Annotated in this window: 12 protein-coding genes and 1 tRNA gene; 8 read left to right on the top strand and 5 right to left on the bottom strand. The window is 65.1% G+C overall.

Features of this window, described 5'->3' with window-relative positions; translation table 11 throughout:
* Positions 1-165: 165 nt before the first annotated feature.
* Positions 166-1,137, bottom strand: coding sequence for a prephenate dehydrogenase (locus LWC34_RS42535; RefSeq protein ID WP_235730322.1), 972 nt, complete (start codon positions 1,135-1,137; stop codon positions 166-168).
* A gap of 217 nt (positions 1,138-1,354) precedes the next feature.
* Positions 1,355-2,602 carry a M20 metallopeptidase family protein gene (locus tag LWC34_RS42530; RefSeq protein WP_233730860.1) on the bottom strand — a complete coding sequence of 416 codons (1,248 nt, stop codon included), beginning with the start codon at positions 2,600-2,602 and terminating at the stop codon, positions 1,355-1,357.
* Positions 2,603-2,682: 80 nt separating this feature from the next.
* Between LWC34_RS42530 and LWC34_RS42525 the strand changes: the two genes are divergently transcribed.
* The 5 genes from LWC34_RS42525 (at position 2,683) to LWC34_RS42505 (ending at position 4,626) form a co-directional block, all read left to right on the top strand.
* A complete protein-coding gene (locus LWC34_RS42525) occupies positions 2,683-3,171 on the top strand; it encodes a tRNA adenosine deaminase-associated protein (protein ID WP_233730859.1) in 489 nt (162 codons plus the stop codon).
* Positions 3,168-3,623: a nucleoside deaminase gene (locus LWC34_RS42520; RefSeq protein WP_308200210.1), complete on the top strand. Its 456-nt coding sequence runs from the start codon at positions 3,168-3,170 to the stop codon at positions 3,621-3,623. The genes LWC34_RS42525 and LWC34_RS42520 overlap by 4 nt, the downstream gene beginning before the upstream one ends.
* 50 nt (positions 3,624-3,673) lie before the next feature.
* Positions 3,674-3,886 (top strand): CsbD family protein, encoded by a 213-nt coding sequence (locus LWC34_RS42515; RefSeq protein WP_233730858.1) that lies wholly within the window; start codon positions 3,674-3,676, stop codon positions 3,884-3,886.
* A gap of 45 nt (positions 3,887-3,931) precedes the next feature.
* Positions 3,932-4,504 (top strand): RNA polymerase sigma factor, encoded by a 573-nt coding sequence (locus tag LWC34_RS42510; protein WP_233730857.1) that lies wholly within the window; start codon positions 3,932-3,934, stop codon positions 4,502-4,504.
* Positions 4,505-4,536: 32 nt separating this feature from the next.
* A tRNA-Ser gene (locus tag LWC34_RS42505) sits at positions 4,537-4,626 on the top strand.
* A gap of 2,472 nt (positions 4,627-7,098) precedes the next feature.
* Here LWC34_RS42505 and LWC34_RS42500 read toward each other — a convergent pair.
* Positions 7,099-8,040 carry a CHRD domain-containing protein gene (locus LWC34_RS42500; RefSeq protein WP_233730856.1) on the bottom strand — a complete coding sequence of 314 codons (942 nt, stop codon included), beginning with the start codon at positions 8,038-8,040 and terminating at the stop codon, positions 7,099-7,101.
* Between the two features lie 173 nt (positions 8,041-8,213).
* Between LWC34_RS42500 and LWC34_RS42495 the strand changes: the two genes are divergently transcribed.
* Entirely contained in the window at positions 8,214-8,684 is a 471-nt protein-coding gene (locus tag LWC34_RS42495; RefSeq protein WP_233730855.1) for a COG4315 family predicted lipoprotein, read from the top strand.
* Between the two features lie 17 nt (positions 8,685-8,701).
* Here LWC34_RS42495 and LWC34_RS42490 read toward each other — a convergent pair whose 3' ends face one another.
* Positions 8,702-9,664: an ArsR/SmtB family transcription factor gene (locus tag LWC34_RS42490; protein WP_233730854.1), complete on the bottom strand. Its 963-nt coding sequence runs from the start codon at positions 9,662-9,664 to the stop codon at positions 8,702-8,704.
* 320 nt (positions 9,665-9,984) lie between these two features.
* On the opposite strand from LWC34_RS42490, the gene LWC34_RS42485 reads away from it, so the two are divergent.
* Positions 9,985-10,785: a hypothetical protein gene (locus LWC34_RS42485; RefSeq protein WP_233730853.1), complete on the top strand. Its 801-nt coding sequence runs from the start codon at positions 9,985-9,987 to the stop codon at positions 10,783-10,785.
* 50 nt (positions 10,786-10,835) lie between these two features.
* Here LWC34_RS42485 and LWC34_RS42480 read toward each other — a convergent pair whose 3' ends face one another.
* Positions 10,836-12,155, bottom strand: coding sequence for a BNR-4 repeat-containing protein (locus LWC34_RS42480; RefSeq protein ID WP_233730852.1), 1,320 nt, complete (start codon positions 12,153-12,155; stop codon positions 10,836-10,838).
* 213 nt (positions 12,156-12,368) lie between these two features.
* Here LWC34_RS42480 and LWC34_RS42475 point away from each other — a divergent pair, with 213 nt between their 5' ends.
* Complete coding sequence (locus tag LWC34_RS42475) at positions 12,369-14,759, top strand: DUF8508 domain-containing protein (protein WP_233731032.1); 2,391 nt, start codon at positions 12,369-12,371, stop codon at positions 14,757-14,759.
* Positions 14,760-14,766: the final 7 nt, after the last annotated feature.

Raw genomic sequence — 14,766 nt, 5'->3', positions numbered from 1 at the left:
GGCCGACACAAGCAGGTCGGCGGGCTAGCCACGCTCACAGTCGGAAACACTCACGGCAAGATCGACAAAACCACAAGCAAGATCAACTAAATACTGCGCGAAAGGCCGAGGCTAGGCGGGAATATGGCCTGGTTCACATTTTGATGCAGTCTCGATATCAAGGGGTCAACCGGTCATGGCGAAATCGCCATCGAGTTCGATGATCCGGCCGCCGCGTTCGCCCAGTGCCAGCAGGGTTTCGCGAGCGTCAGGCGCGCTCAGGTCGATCCTGTTGTGCGGCCGCTCAGTAGTCCGGTAGTTCTGCAGCGCCTGCCAACCCCGGTGGCCCGCTTCCACAGTCGCGCCAAGGGATCCGGTCGACGCCAACGCGCCACGAGCCGCGCCGAGCCTGCCGAGCGCGTCGTCCACCGCGTCGAGCAACGGTCCGCGGTTGCCTTCACACATCGCACGAACCAGCTCTGGGCGCGTCCCGGCGACGCGTGTGCCGTCGGAGTACGAGCCTGCGGCCAATGCCAGCGAAAGGCTTCCACCATCGGCACCAACCGCGGCGAGCACCGCGGCCAGCAGGTGCGGCAAATGCGAGATCCGGGCGACGGCGTCGTCGTGTCCCGCCGCGGTCGCGGGCACGATCTGCGCCCCGCAATCCAGGACCAGACGAGCCACGTCGCGCCACGCGTCGAGCTCGGTCTCGTCCTCAACGGTCAACACCCAGGACGCGTCTTTGAACAGTCCGGCGGAACTGGCCGCCCATCCGGACGAAGTCGTGCCCGCCATCGGGTGCCCGCCGACGTAACGAGCCCGTGGCGCGCCCTGCCTGACGGACATTTCGATCGGTGCCTTCACACTCACGACATCCGTCAGGACGCAGTCGGGCGCGTACGCGTTGATCGCTGCCAAGGTCTGATCCACCGCGGGCATCGGCACCGCGATCACGACGATCGCGTCCTGCTCCCTGGCAAGCCGCAGTGCGCCATCCACTCTGGACTCGACATGGAAGCCGTCCACTGTGGCGGCTTCGGCATCCACTGTGGACGTGGTGCAGCCCCACGTCTGCCTGCCCGATTCGCTCGCCGCGCGCAGCAGCGAACCGCCGATGAGCCCTAGTCCGATCACGCACACTGGCCGCACGCCGCACATCCTGCCCTACAGTGTTGGATTGTCCTCGCTTCGCTCGGACCTGACTTGCTCGCCAAAGCCGGTCATTTCCACCCCGCCCCACGCAACCGACATCTTCGTTCTGACCTGCTGACCAGCGTGGCTGGGGCGACGTCGGGCGTGTTGCGTGGCGTAAACGACCAGCGCGAGCAAGTCGCGGACTGTATCCGCACGAGCGCATTCTGTCCGATCATTTGTCCTATCGCAGTGCGTCAAGGGCAACCGCCGCATACATGGCTACGCCGTTGGCCAGTGCCGATTCGTCGAAATGCACCCGGTTGGAGTGGTTCGGGTCGGCATCGGCCGGTTCGACGCCCGGCGGGCACGCGCCGAGGAACGCGAACGCGCCAGGGACCTTCTGCAGGACGTAGGAGAAGTCCTCGGCGCCCATCAACGGGTTGGGCATCGGCGCGGCGTACCGCTGGCCGAGGACCGCTCCGGCCAGGTCGACCAGGTGCGGCCCGATCACGTCGTCGTTGACCGTCACCGGGTAGCCCTGATGCAGATGGACCTCGGCGGTGCAGCCGTACGTCGCGGCCACGTGATGGCAGAGCTTCGGCAGCTCCTCGCGCACTTTCGCCCGGCTTGCCTCGGACAACGACCGGAATGTGCCTTCCAGCTCGGCCGTCTCCGGGATGATGTTGGACGTCGTGCCCGCCGTGATCCGTCCGACCGTGACCACGACTGGCTCGAACACGCTGATGTGCCTGGTGACCATGGTCTGCAGGGCGCCGACGATGGCCGCGGCGGCTGGCACCGGGTCCAGGGCGTCGTGCGGGATCGCGCCGTGCCCACCCCGGCCGGTGATCTTGACGACGAACGAGTCCGCGGCCGCCAGCATCGCGCCCGCCTTGCTGCGGATCACGCCTGACGTGTCCGTGGCCGTGATGTGCAGGGCGAACGCGCGCTCGATCGGCCGTCCGCCCGCGTCGAGCACGCCCTCGTCGATCATGTACTTGGCGCCGTGATAGCCCTCTTCGCCTGGCTGGAACATGAAAACGACCCGCCCGGCCAGTGCCTCTTTCCGGCTGGTGAGCAGTCGCGCGGCCGACACGAGCATCGCGGTGTGCGTGTCGTGTCCGCAGGCGTGCATCGATCCGTCTACTTCGGAGGTATACGAAAGACCGCTGTCCTCCTGCAGTGGAAGCGCGTCCATGTCGCCCCGAAGCAGCACGGTCGGTCCTGGCTTGGCGCCGTTGAGCACCGCGGTCACCGAGCTGACCTTGTCGCCGGTCATCACGTGCAGGCCGAGCCCGTCCAGCGCGTGCAGCACGGCCGCCTGCGTCTGCGGCAGGTTCAGCCCCTGCTCAGGGTACTTGTGGATCTTCCTGCGCAACGCCACGGTGCGCGGCTGAAGCGCACGGGCCGCCTCGACCAAGCCGGTGAACCTCGGGTCAGTTGCCAGTGGATGAACGGACGGTGACTGGGTCGAGCGTGAGGCGTTCATGTCTTCGATAGTGACACCGCGGGCGCGCCGATGGGGGCTGGTTCTTCCGGGTGAACACCGAAGGGGAATACGGTGTGCACATGTCTCTCCAGGAGCCAGTCGCCGGCTTCGCGGTAGCGGTCGTCCGGGAGGACGGCAAATGGCGGTGCGACTCCATGGGCGCGGGCGCCCTGCGCGAGCTCGACTCGGCGATCACCGAGCTGCGCAAGATCCGGTCGACGGGTGCCGTGTTCGGCATGCTCGCCGTCGACGATGAGTTCTTCCTGCTGATCAGGCCCAGTCCAGGCGGGATGTCCCTGCTGCTGTCGGACGCGGCGGCGGCGCTGGACTACGACGTCGCGGCCGACGCGCTCGACCTGTTGCGAGTGGATCCGCCGGACGAGGAAGACGACGAGTTGTGGCCGGAAGGCTCGCTCGACATCCTCGCCGACCTCGGCCTGCCAGCCCCCGAGCTGCAGGTGATCACCGGCGAGGTGGATCTCTACCCGGACCAGCAGCTGCAGATGATCGCCCAGCGGATCGGGTTCGCCAACGAGTTCAACGCGCTGCTCGACCGTATCCAGCAGTGACTGACGAGGCGTTGATGCGCACGGCCCTCGCCGTGGCCGCGGACGCTTTGAAGACCGGTGACGTACCGATCGGTGCGCTCGTGCTGGACCCGTCGGGCGCGGAACTCGCCAGGGCCTGCAACGCGCGCGAGGCCCTGGGCGACCCGACCGCGCACGCCGAGATCCTCGCCTTGCGCGCGGCCGCCCGTGAGCTGGGGGACAGCTGGCGCCTGACCGGCTGCACGCTGGTGGTGACGGTCGAACCGTGCACGATGTGCGCGGGCGCGTTGGTCCTCGCCCGGATCTCCCGGGTGGTCTTCGGCGCGTGGGAACCCCGCACGGGCGCAGCGGGCTCGCTGTGGGACGTGATCAGGGACCGAAGGCTGAATCACCGGCCCGAAGTGGTCGGCGGTGTGCTGGAAGACGAGGCCGCTGCCGTGCTCGAGTCATTCTTCCGGGGGCATCGAAAGTGACCCAGGTCACATCGCGGTGTGCCGTGATGTGGAACGGGCACTCGGTAGCCATGAGTGCCTTCGACAAAGCTAAGGACAAGGCCGAACAGCTGATCGGCAAAGGCAAAGAGAAGCTGGGCCAGGCGACCGACAACGAGGAGATGGAAGCGGCGGGCAAGCGCGACCAGCTCAAAGGCGAAGTCAAAGAAGCAGGCCACGACATCAGGGACAAAGCCGCAGGAGCGGCAAAGGACGCCAAGGACTCGCTGCGCGACGATAAGTGACTCGGCGCCCGTCGACTGCCACCATGGCGGTCAACACAATTTCCGTTGGAGGACAAGCGATTGGGCAAGCCGTCCAGTGTGGATGATGACGCGACGCTGGTCGGCCGTGCACGAAACGGCGACCACGCCGCCCTCGCCACCCTCCTGGGCAGATACACGGGCCGAATCTTCCTGATGGCCATGCGAATCCTCGGAGACAGAGCGGACGCCGAAGACGTAGCGCAGGAAGTGTCCGTGATCGCCTGGCGGCGCTTGGCCGAACTCGCTGATCCCGCGGCGGTGCGCACCTGGCTGTTCCGGGTGACGCACCGCCAATGCTTGCACGTACTACGCCTGCGCCGAGCCCACGACCGCATCGACGCCGTCCCCGACCTCGCCACCAACAACCCAGCGTGCGACCCACCCCGCATGGCGGAGTCAGAGGCCGCCTTCAATGCCCTGAACACGGCACTAGCCCAGCTGCCCCTACCCCAGCAGCGAACCTGGCTCCTCGCCGAAGTCCACGGCCTGCCTCACATGGAAATAGCCCGCCTCTCCGGCGGGACAGAGCAGGCCGCCCGCGCCCGCCTGGCCAGAGCCCGCGTCCGGCTCGCCGCCGAAATGCGGGCGTGGCGGTAAGTGCGCTCAGAGCGTCCGGTAAGCTTCTCGGCGGTAGCGTGTCCGAGCGGCCGAAGGAGCACGCCTCGAAAGCGTGTGAGGGTTCACGCCCTCCGTGGGTTCAAATCCCACCGCTACCGCCAGCCTCAGCCGACGAGTGTCCGCAAAAGCGCGGACCTCGTCGGCTGGAGTCATTCTTGGGCAACGACCCCCAACCCCCGAGTGTGGGCTTCGCCCGCCGGTGGCATTCCTGGTTGCATGTGCCCCGGCTAAAGGTTGTCCCGTAATGATCAAGAACGTTGGCGGGAATGGGTGACGGCGGCGGTGCGTGCGGTTGGTGCGGTCGGTCAGGCTGTCATGGCCAGGTTGCGCATCTGGGCGACGCCGCGGGTGGCGTGCCAGACGCCGTCGCGTTGTGGCGGCAGTTGCGTAGGATGTTCCAGGACTTCATGTGTGCCAGGGCGTGTTCGACTTGGGGTGCGGACGCTTTTGTGGCCGGTGTCGAGGTCTTGTTTCCATTGCGGCAGCGGTGGTTGTCCCTTGCGGGGTTTGTGGTACGGCATGATCACCCGTGTGTACGCCGTAACTGGGCGCGGATCGTTCAGGATTGGTCTACCTCTTCGCTGCCCCCAATGACTTGCCGACAGGTGAGCGGCTAGGTTATGTCGTCATGGCGACTTCGGCGGAGATCGAGCGCGAGGTCCGCCAGCTTGACAACGACGTCCAGTCCATCTACGAGCTTTGGCCACAATCGGTGCCACGCACAAGCGGCAGGGCAACCGGCTGACCGAGATCGCGGCCACTCAGGCCGACCACCGGGGAGAAGCTGGATGTCCTCTTGGAACTGCTGCGCGTTGACCAGTCGAAGGAGCCGCGCCCTGAGATGGCTGTAGCCGGCCTCAACGGTCGGATCGGGTATCGAAATCCTCTCCGACCGTCGAGCGCCTCGTTGACCGTCTACATCGGACTATGTGACGCGTCTTGGGGCACCGTGGTTGCCCTCCGACTGCTACAGCATGTGCGATGCCTTTAAGGCTGGCGAAGCCAGAGATTGAATGCACCGTTCGAACCAGGCGCGCAATAATAGAATCTGTGGTTTGGATCGAAAAATTTAGCTTTCTTGAGATCGCTGTTGTGTGAGTCCCTTGCCCGATTGCACTGTGTTTCGGTGGAAATCCAACCGGGGCCCGCATGCAGTGGTATTGGATGGTCGTATGGCCGCACAAACTCGTTCTGGTCTGCCATCGCTGGTCCTGCGGTCATTCCGAGGAGTGTGGCGACCAACACCCCGGTAACGCCGAAGCCGGCAGCTATCTTCTTGTGCTTCACTTCGCTAACCTTTCAGTTGACGCACCATGCGCAGCCATCTTTGAGCTCGGTATCTGCCTAAGCCATGCCAAACTCGACATGATCCGCCTTGATGGAATGCGAGTTCCTCCGCTGTGATCAGACCAAACCTGCATATTAGTGGATCACCCTTCTCCGTTGAGTGTTCCTGTTCGATACTCCCGACAGAGTATGACCTGATTTGACACTCGTCAATTTACTCTCTCTTTAAGAGTTGGCGGTTTTCGTCAAAAAGCTGGCACGACGTCTGGATCGACGGCTACACACGGTGGGAACGACGACATTTTTTGGCCACGATCCATGTGACCTTTGCTGCAATTCTGTTCTTGGTCAGGCTCGGGCTACGGCCTTTGTGTTTGCCGGTAGAGATGATCAGGTCGCGCTAGAGCTAGATGACCTCGACGGACTCGCTGCAAGCGCGGCCGCGGAGCACGGTGTGCAGCATGTCCTCGGTGATCACCGGGGTCGGTCAGCGCCGCACCGGGCGCCACGGGGCACTGAACAGCCGCTGGAGACCCCGGACCGGCGCCGGGGGAAGGTTACCGCGCGGTCCGGGGCTGGGCCCGCACCCGCCCTGCAAAACGGGTGCGGGCCGAGGCTCGCTGTCATGTCCGGGGGGGGGGGGGGGGGGGGGGGGGGACAGCGCAGCTCTCCGAGCAGCTGCTGGAACGTCACCTCAACGCAGGCGACCAGCGGCCCGGAGATCAGGATCCGAGGCTGGGATCGCGTTCCCGGCAGCCTCGGACTGTGTCCAGGCTTCCGCACGGGCGGCCTGGAATATGGATTTGGTCTCGGTGCGGTGGCCAGTGCTCTACCAGCCACATTCGGCGGTAGAACATCCGCATCGGGTTAGTCCACCAGCCGCAGGATGCCTGACCAGCCCCCATCGCGGGTATGAACCCAACGGTAACTGCGTAAGCGATCATGTCAACGGCCAATACTCGCCAGCCAGCTGAAGTGGGCCTGCGGCCGGATTATGTAGCACGCGGGCGCCTATCCAGGACTGTGTCCCTGAGAGCCGTAACTGCCGTAACCTCGCTGGTCAGATAGTCGTCGGTACTCTCTCAGGCCGCCTAAACGGTGCCTTCTCAATCGTCTACATTGGACGTTTCGCAGAGTCTTCCTGGTGCGCCACGGTTGCGTTCGCTGACGTTCATCCGTGATCATCAGTGACCGACATACGCCGCTGAACAGCGAAACTTGTTCGGCGATCATGGTGGGGGACGCCCCCACCCCCCCCGAATGCGGGCTTCGCCCGCCGCACGGGGTCAGCTGTGGTAGTGGCCGCGGACGGCGCCGTCCGGGAACTCGCCGGTGTGGACGTTGAGGTAGAAGCCCTTCGGGTTGCGCTTCAACCGGTCGGCAGCGGCCTTGTCGACGTTGTTCACCGAACCGGCCACCGCGAAGATCCCAGCCGGGACCGGAGTACCGACGAACGGCGCCACGACCGGACCGTTCTTACCGGCCACGCCCTCATGCGCGTGGATCAGCGTCGGAGCCGCGATGTTCACCCATGCGGCCGCGAAGTTCACGCGGTTGCCCAGGGGCTGCGCGAAGCCGATGGCCAAGCCGTCCCGGTCGCCGACCTTCTTACCCGGCTCCCTGACTTCCTGCGCGCCGTTGGCGAATGCGCGTAGCTTGCCTGCTTTGACGATGTCCATTGGGTTGATCCGCTTGTTCAGTGCCTTCAGTTGGCCGCGGACCGCACCGTCTTTGAACTCCGTGCTGTGCAGGTTCACGTAGAACCCGGTTGGGTTTTGGGTGATCTTGGCTGCGAGGGTGGCGTCGACAACGACCTGACCGGCTGCGGAGGTCACAGTTTCGGGCATCGCGGTGCCGAACAGCGTCGCGGCCACCGCGCCGTTCTTTCCGGCTACGGCTTCGTGGATGTGGCCGAGCGCCAGCTGTGAGGTGTTCTTCCAATTCAGCGCGAACGTAATTCGGTCGCCTTTGACTTCGACCAGTGCCTGGGCGCGGGCGTCCGGATCGTTCACGATCTTGCCGGGCTCGGCGACTTCCTGCTTGCCGTCGAGTTCGGCGATGAAGTACAACGACTTGCCCTTGGCTGGCTTGCGCACTGGCTGGATCTCGCCAACTCCGCTTGGTGCGGCGTGGTCGCCTTCGTGCGCGGCGGCCACGCCGGGCGAAAGGACGCCGAGGGTGATGGCGGCGCCGAGGATGGTCGCGGCGATGGTCTTGTTGGCAGGCATGGCTTTTCAGCTCCCGATGTAGGTGATTGGTCGTCGAGCAAACCCGCTCGACGGCACTCCACACGCGGCTCGGGTCAAAGTGGTTCGAACTAATTTTCCGGCGAACCGAATGACCGTCCCGTCCGTGTAGAGCGCCGAACAGGACCTCGATCCCCGGAAGGGATGACACGAAAATGCGCGTACGTATGGGATTGCTCGTCGTGCCGGTGCTGCTGCTCGGTTTGGCCGCGTGTAACACGGACGACGTCGAAGGACAGCCTGCGGGCCAGGCGAATTCGAGCCAGGAAGCCGCGGCGCCGGCGTCGGTGAAGGTCGCGCAGTCCGACCTCGGCCCGATCCTCGTCGACCAGTCCGGACGAGCGCTGTACGGCTTCACCAAAGACGAAAACCAGGCCAACGCCTGCGATACGGACGACTGCATCGGTTCGTGGCCCCCACTCACCAATTCGTCCACAGTGGATGCTGGTGAGGGCCTTGATGCCAAGCTGCTGAAGAAGGACGGCGATGAGCAGGCCGTGTACGGGAAGTGGAAGCTGTATTACTACGTCGGCGACGTGGTCCCTGGCGACCTCAACGGTCAGGCGCTTGACGACGAGTGGTTCCTCGTGGCGCCAGACGGGAGCCTCGTCAAGAAGACCGCGTGACGACCAGCCGCCCGGGGCTAAGCGGTCAGCAACGTCGGCCTCCGCTCGGTGGACAGCAGCGACTCGCCAAGTGGAGTCAACGTGTGCAAGACCGCGGCGCCCCGGCGCTGAGTCTCGATAAGCCCGGCTTCCCGGAGCACAGCCGTATGTCGGCTGACCGAAGCCAGCGAAGTAGCCACCCGGCGAGCCAGTTCAGTCGTGGTGGCGCCGCCATCAACGGCATGCAGCACGGTCGCGCGAGTATTGCCGAGCAGATCGGCAAGCGACTTGCTGCCTGCGATCTCCCAGTGCGAGTCGTGATCGATCGGGTAGACAAGGGTTGGCGGCAGTTCGGGATCCGCCAACGCCACCGGTGTGCCGCGGCAGAAGAAAGACGGCACCAGCCGCAGCCCCCGGCCGCCGAGGTACAGATCGCGCTTGACTGGGTAGTCGATCTCCAGCACGGGCGCGCGCCATCGCATGGACGGCGCGAACCCAGCGAGCAATTGCTCGACCCCGCCGTCGAGGAGGTCGCGTCCCCGGCGCTGCCTGTCAGCGTCCACTCTGGACTGGATCTGGGCGTCGAGTGGCTTGATCGCGGTGTCGTGGTACGCCCGCAACGACTTGTCCAACGCGCTCAGCACTTCTGGCTCGCCGTCGGACATCCGGCGCACCCACGGGGGTAGGTCGGAAGTCGTTGCCAGCCGGGTGATCTCCGCGCGCAGCCGGGTGCGCGGGGTGTTGAGAATCGCTTCCATGCCCGCGTCGAAGCCCGCGGCAGCCTCGGCCGGGGTCATGAAGTCGGGAAAGTAAGGCCCACGCGGGCTCAACGCGGCCAGCGTCACCAGGCCGGGCCGGAGCTGAATCGAACCGGACTGCGGACGTACGTGCTCTACCCATGGCCGCAGGACCAGTGCGGTGTCCTGCTCGAACAGCCGCCGACGGCTGAGAACCATCTCCCAGAACGGATCCGCGGCGGCCGCCACTCTCGTTCTGATCAAGTCTCCGGTCGTGAAATGAATCCGCATCACCCTGGACACCCCCAGTGCGAAGAAAGAAAGCCTCCCCCTCGCCTTGAAGACGACCCGACCGGCCCCAAGGTTGCCTCGCGCTGGTCACGAAATGGGCACGCGCGGCGATGTGGTGAAAATGTAGGGCACTGGACGATCCTGGAACCGCCGTCGTGGCGCGACAAGTCCTATGTGGAGCGTCGGAGCGATGTTTCCACTGTGGCGCAAGAGTGTTGCCCGGCTTGCTGGACGCTCCCGAGAATCGGCCGGAAAGGCGGTCGACGCACAGGGGAGGGAACAACGTGAGACTCATGAAAGTGGTAGCGACCATCGGTGTCGCGATGGCCATGGCCATCGGTGCCGCGGGTACCGGATCTGCCGCGCAAACTGACTACGGCAAAGAAAGAGCCCCGCTGCATCCAGCGGACAGCGCCGACGTACAGCGGACCGCAGGCCATTCCTTCTGGGAGGTCAACAACGCGGGTGAGCTGGTGTACTGGTCCAGGTCGGGCACCACGTTCATCCGCGATGTCCGAGGCTGGGGCTGGAACAACACCCACCAGATCACCGCGCTGAGCCCGAACGTGTTCCTCGAGATCAAGCCGGACTACCGGCTCGCCCGCTGGACATGGAACGGCCGTAACCGCAGTTTCACCGAGGAGATCGTCGGTACCGGCTGGCAGACCGCGCGCAAGATCACCGGGATCGACAGCAACCGGTTCCTTGAGATCAACGTCAACGGCAACCTGTACCTGTGGACCTTCACCTCGAGCGGCCTCGTGCGACAGCAGATCGGCACGGGCTGGGGTCAGAGCAGGCTCCTCGCTGGCCTCGGCGGCCCCGGATACATCCACTTCTTCGAGGTGGAGGACTCCGGCGGCGGCTCGGAGTGGTACACCGACAGCAACGGCCAATTGGTCGAGAACCCGTTCAAGGCGAACTTCAACGACGTCAGGCTGATGGCGGGCCTTGACTCGTCACACTTCATCTTCGTCACGAACGACGGCACGTTGTGGGAGTACGTCGTGACCTGGATCGAGGAGGAGCAGGGCTGGTTCTGGGTCGCCAGCAAGCGGGGGCAGGGCTGGAACAACTCGCGGCTGATCGGCTGATCTGCCAGGAAAGAGAAGCCCCGCCGGAAACCGGCGGGGCTTCGGTCATGTCAGCCGGCGACGTAGATGTCGCCGTCGGCGATGGCGACGTCGCGGTTGCTGGACGCGCCGCTTGCCAGAATCCGTGCCGGGGTGCGGAAGTTGCCGATCACCTCGACCCGCTGGACCGGTTTGCGGGTCGGGATCACGGTTTCCGCCCGCCAGTCCTTGCCGAACGACAGCAGGTACGTCTCGATGTTCGGCTGGCCGTCCCTGGTGGCGTACACGCGCCAGGTGGTCAGGCTGGTCTGCTCGACCTCACGCGTCCGCAGGCCCGACGCGACCTGCTTGGTCTCCCATTTCCAGCCGTTCCACACGCTCGCCTGGTTCAGCGGCGTGCCCGTGGTGTTGTCGAACGTGAACCACAGCAGGAACGGCCTGCCGATGGTGCCGCCGACCTGCTGGATGTAGTCCGGCGACTTCAGCGTGCCAGTTGGCCGCTCGAGCGGCGTCTCGGCGACCTTCAGGTGCGTCTCCTGGTCGGTGTCGTCGATGTCGTGGCCGAGGTCACGCCAGCTCGCCGAGTAGAAGTGCAGGTTGTATGGGTTGAACACCGCGTAGTAGATGTTGCGGTGGTAGAAGTCGTGCACGTGCTGCGTCGGCCCGCCGCCTGCCAGCGTGTACACGATGTGCACGAGACCGGTCAGCGGGTCCTGCCGCAGCTGTCCGATGTAGATCTCGTTCATGTTGTCCGGCCGTGCGGTCGAGCCGATCGCGAACGGCTTCCCGGTCAGTTCGACCGAGTTCTTCCAGGTCAGGCCGTTGTCCTTGGAGACGAGGTATTTCATCGGCCGGGTGTCGGTCGGCGTCACCTTGTCGATGTCACGCGTGGTTTCGCGGTAGAACACGAAAAGCGTGCCGTCGACCGTCTTGAAGGGCATCGGGTAGCTGGCGGCCTTACCCGCTGGTGCCTCGTAGGTCGACCAGTCGCCGTCAATCGAGTGCGGCTGTGGCGCGCGGCTGATCACGGTCGCGGTGTTGTGGATGCCGCGGACCAGCAGCACGTGCCCGTCGTTCGCCTGGATCATGGTCGGGTAGTTGTGCGGGTCGGATTCCCCGGCCGCGATGAACTTCGGCGCCGACCACGTCTTGCTGCGGTGGTCGTATGCCTGCACGTAGGTGTCTGCCGCCTTGCCCGACCACGAGATGAACGTCTTGTTCACCTTCGCGTCGTAGATGCCGCCCGCGACGGGTCTGCGGTCGGTGCGGGATGCGACCTCGGTGGCCGGTGTCATAACTGTGAACGACTGCGACGCCTGGACGACCGGGGCGAGTGCCACAGCCGTCGCGAGAACCGTCAGAGTCGTCAGAATGCGCTGCGTTCGGCGCATAGAGATGCCTCCTGGTCAATCTACCCAGGCGGCGGGAGCGCCCACACTCTTTCACATTGGGACCCCGTCGGTGAAGAGGCCGAACAGTTGCCTCCGCGTACTTCCTTCGTTCACTCGGCCGGGGGACGATGCCACGGTTGATTTCACGAGGGAGGACAGAGCGTGACCTCATCCTTACGCGGGCTCGCCGTGGCGGCGTCCGTCGGGCTTGGCATGGTGCTCGTGGTTCCGGCCGCGAGCGCGGCGCCGAGCACGGACATCCTGATCGGCGAGGTTTACGGGGGCGGCGGCAACTCCGGCGCCACGTTGACCCAGGACTTCATCGAGCTGACGAACGTCGGATCGGCGCCGGTATCGGTGGCCGGGTGGAGCGTGCAGTACCTGCCCGCCGCCCCGAGCCCGAGCAGCCGTTGGCAGGCCACGCCGCTCACCGGTGCCGTTCAACCAGGCAAAACGTACCTGGTCAGCGAGGCTAAGGGGCAGAGCGGAACGGTCGAGCTGCCCGCGTCGGACGCGTCAGGCAGCATCTCGATGGCCGCGGGCGCTGGCACGGTCGCGCTAGTGAAGAGCACCGCGCTGCTGACCTGCCTGACCGCTGCGGACTGTGCGGCGGACACCCGTATTCATGACCTGATCGGGTACGGCAACGCTACGGTCCGTGAGTCCGCTCCAGCGGCCGGGACCAGCAACACGACGTCCTCAGCCCGCGTGAACACCACGGATACGGACAACAACTCGGCCGACTTCGCGTCCGGCGAGCCGAGCCCGCGCAACGCCGCGGGCGAGGGGCCTGGCGGCGGCACGCCACCGGTTTCCGCGAAGATCCACGACATCCAGGGCATAACGCGCGTTTCGCCTTTGGCGGGCAAGAAGGTCGCGGATGTGTCCGGTGTGGTCACCGCGATCCGTGCGTTCGGTTCCCAGCGCGGGTTCTGGTTCCAGGACAACGTTGCGGATGCCGATCCCCGTACCAGCGAAGGTCTTTTCGTGCTGACCGGTTCGGCGACCCCGAACATCAAGGTCGGTGACGCTGTTGTGGTTGCCGGGACAGTGAAGGAACAGCTGCCCAACGACGACGCGAACTCGCCGATCCAGTCGCTGACCGAGCTGATCGGCGCGACATGGGTTGTCTCGTCGGCAGGAAACCCGCTGCCGCAGGCGGAAAACCTCGACGCGCTTCCCGCGGGCTACGTGCCGACCGGCGGCAACATCGACTCGGTCGAACTAAAGCCAGCCGAGTACACATTGGACTACTTCGAGTCCCGCGAAAGCATGCGGGTCGCGGTGACGGACGTCCGCGTGGTCGGCCCGACCACGGAGTTCAACGAGTTCTACGTGACCGTGCGACCGAACGAGAACCCGACCGCACGCGGCGGCACCCTGTACGGCGGCTACGACCAGCCGAACCCCGGCCGGGTGAAAGTCATGTCGCTGATCCCGTTCTCGCAGCGGCCTTTCCCGCAGGCCAACGTGAACGACAAGCTCGCCGGCCGGACCGAGGGTCCGCTGGACTACTCGAACTTCGGCGGATACACCGTGCAGGCCACCACACTCGGTGAGATCGCCAGCGGTGGACTGAAGCCGGAGACGACCCGCAAGCAGCGCACGGGCGAGCTCGCGATTGGTACGTACAACGTCGAAAACCTTGACCCGGGCGACGAGCAAGCCAAGTTCGACCGGCTGGCCGAAGGTATCGTCGAGAACCTGGCGAACCCGGATATCGTTGCCCTTGAAGAAATCCAGGACGACAACGGCGCCACGAACGACGGCACCGTCTCGGCCGACCAGACGCTGCGCAAGTTCACCGACACGATCGTCGCCAAGGGCGGCCCGCGCTACGAATGGCGCCAGATCAACCCGGCGAACAACGCCGACGGCGGCGAACCGGGCGGAAACATCCGGGTCGCGTTCATCTTCAACCCGAAGCGCGTGTCCTTTGTGGATCGCCCAGGCGGCGACGCGGCGACACCGGTGCAGGTGCTCAAGCAACACGGCCGGGCGCTGCTTTCGGTGTCACCAGGCCGAATCGACCCGGCGAACGCGGCATGGGACCGATCCCGCAAACCGCTTGCCGGTGAGTTCGTGTTCAAGGGCCGCAAGGTCTTCGTGGTCGCGAACCACTTCAATTCCAAGGGCGGCGACCAGTCCATGCACGGCCGCTTCCAGCCGCCGAACCGGGTGACCGAGGATCAGCGGATCAAGCAGGCCATCGCGTTGCGTGGGTTTGTGGACAGTCTGCTCGCGGTTGACCGCAAGGCGAACATCGTGCTCGCCGGTGACCTGAACGACTTCCAGTTCTCCCCGGCACTCGCGGAGCTGACGAAGGGCGGCGCGGTCCGTGACCTGATCGACACCTTGCCGGTGAACGAGCGCTATACCTATGTTTTCGAAGGAAACTCGCAAGTGCTCGATCACACACTGACCAGCAAAGCACCGCGCGGCGTGGACTATGATGTCGTTCACATCAACGCGGAATTCGCCGGTCAGGCCAGTGATCACGACCCGCAGGTGGTCCGGTTGCGGCCGAGTACCGGCGACGAGTGGCTGGATCTGCTCTTCGATCTGCTCGACCTCATCGAGCAGGCACACACCTCCCATAGGTAGTGTCCTT

Origin of the sequence: Kibdelosporangium philippinense (assembly GCF_021390435.2) — a bacterium.
GTDB lineage: Bacteria > Actinomycetota > Actinomycetes > Mycobacteriales > Pseudonocardiaceae > Kibdelosporangium > Kibdelosporangium philippinense.
This window is presented reverse-complemented; position numbering and strand designations above follow the sequence as displayed.

Excerpts from the sequence above, each read along its gene's own strand:
- LWC34_RS42535 (WP_235730322.1), bottom strand. The coding sequence starts at position 1,137 with ATGTGCGGCGTGCGGCCAGTGTGCGTGATCGGACTAGGGCTCATCGGC.
- LWC34_RS42530 (WP_233730860.1), bottom strand. The coding sequence starts at position 2,602 with ATGAACGCCTCACGCTCGACCCAGTCACCGTCCGTTCATCCACTGGCA.
- LWC34_RS42525 (WP_233730859.1), top strand. The coding sequence starts at position 2,683 with ATGTCTCTCCAGGAGCCAGTCGCCGGCTTCGCGGTAGCGGTCGTCCGG.
- LWC34_RS42515 (WP_233730858.1), top strand. The coding sequence starts at position 3,674 with ATGAGTGCCTTCGACAAAGCTAAGGACAAGGCCGAACAGCTGATCGGC.
- LWC34_RS42500 (WP_233730856.1), bottom strand. The coding sequence starts at position 8,040 with ATGCCTGCCAACAAGACCATCGCCGCGACCATCCTCGGCGCCGCCATC.
- LWC34_RS42495 (WP_233730855.1), top strand. The coding sequence starts at position 8,214 with ATGCGCGTACGTATGGGATTGCTCGTCGTGCCGGTGCTGCTGCTCGGT.
- LWC34_RS42485 (WP_233730853.1), top strand. The coding sequence starts at position 9,985 with ATGAAAGTGGTAGCGACCATCGGTGTCGCGATGGCCATGGCCATCGGT.
- LWC34_RS42480 (WP_233730852.1), bottom strand. The coding sequence starts at position 12,155 with ATGCGCCGAACGCAGCGCATTCTGACGACTCTGACGGTTCTCGCGACG.
- LWC34_RS42475 (WP_233731032.1), top strand. The coding sequence starts at position 12,369 with ATGGTGCTCGTGGTTCCGGCCGCGAGCGCGGCGCCGAGCACGGACATC.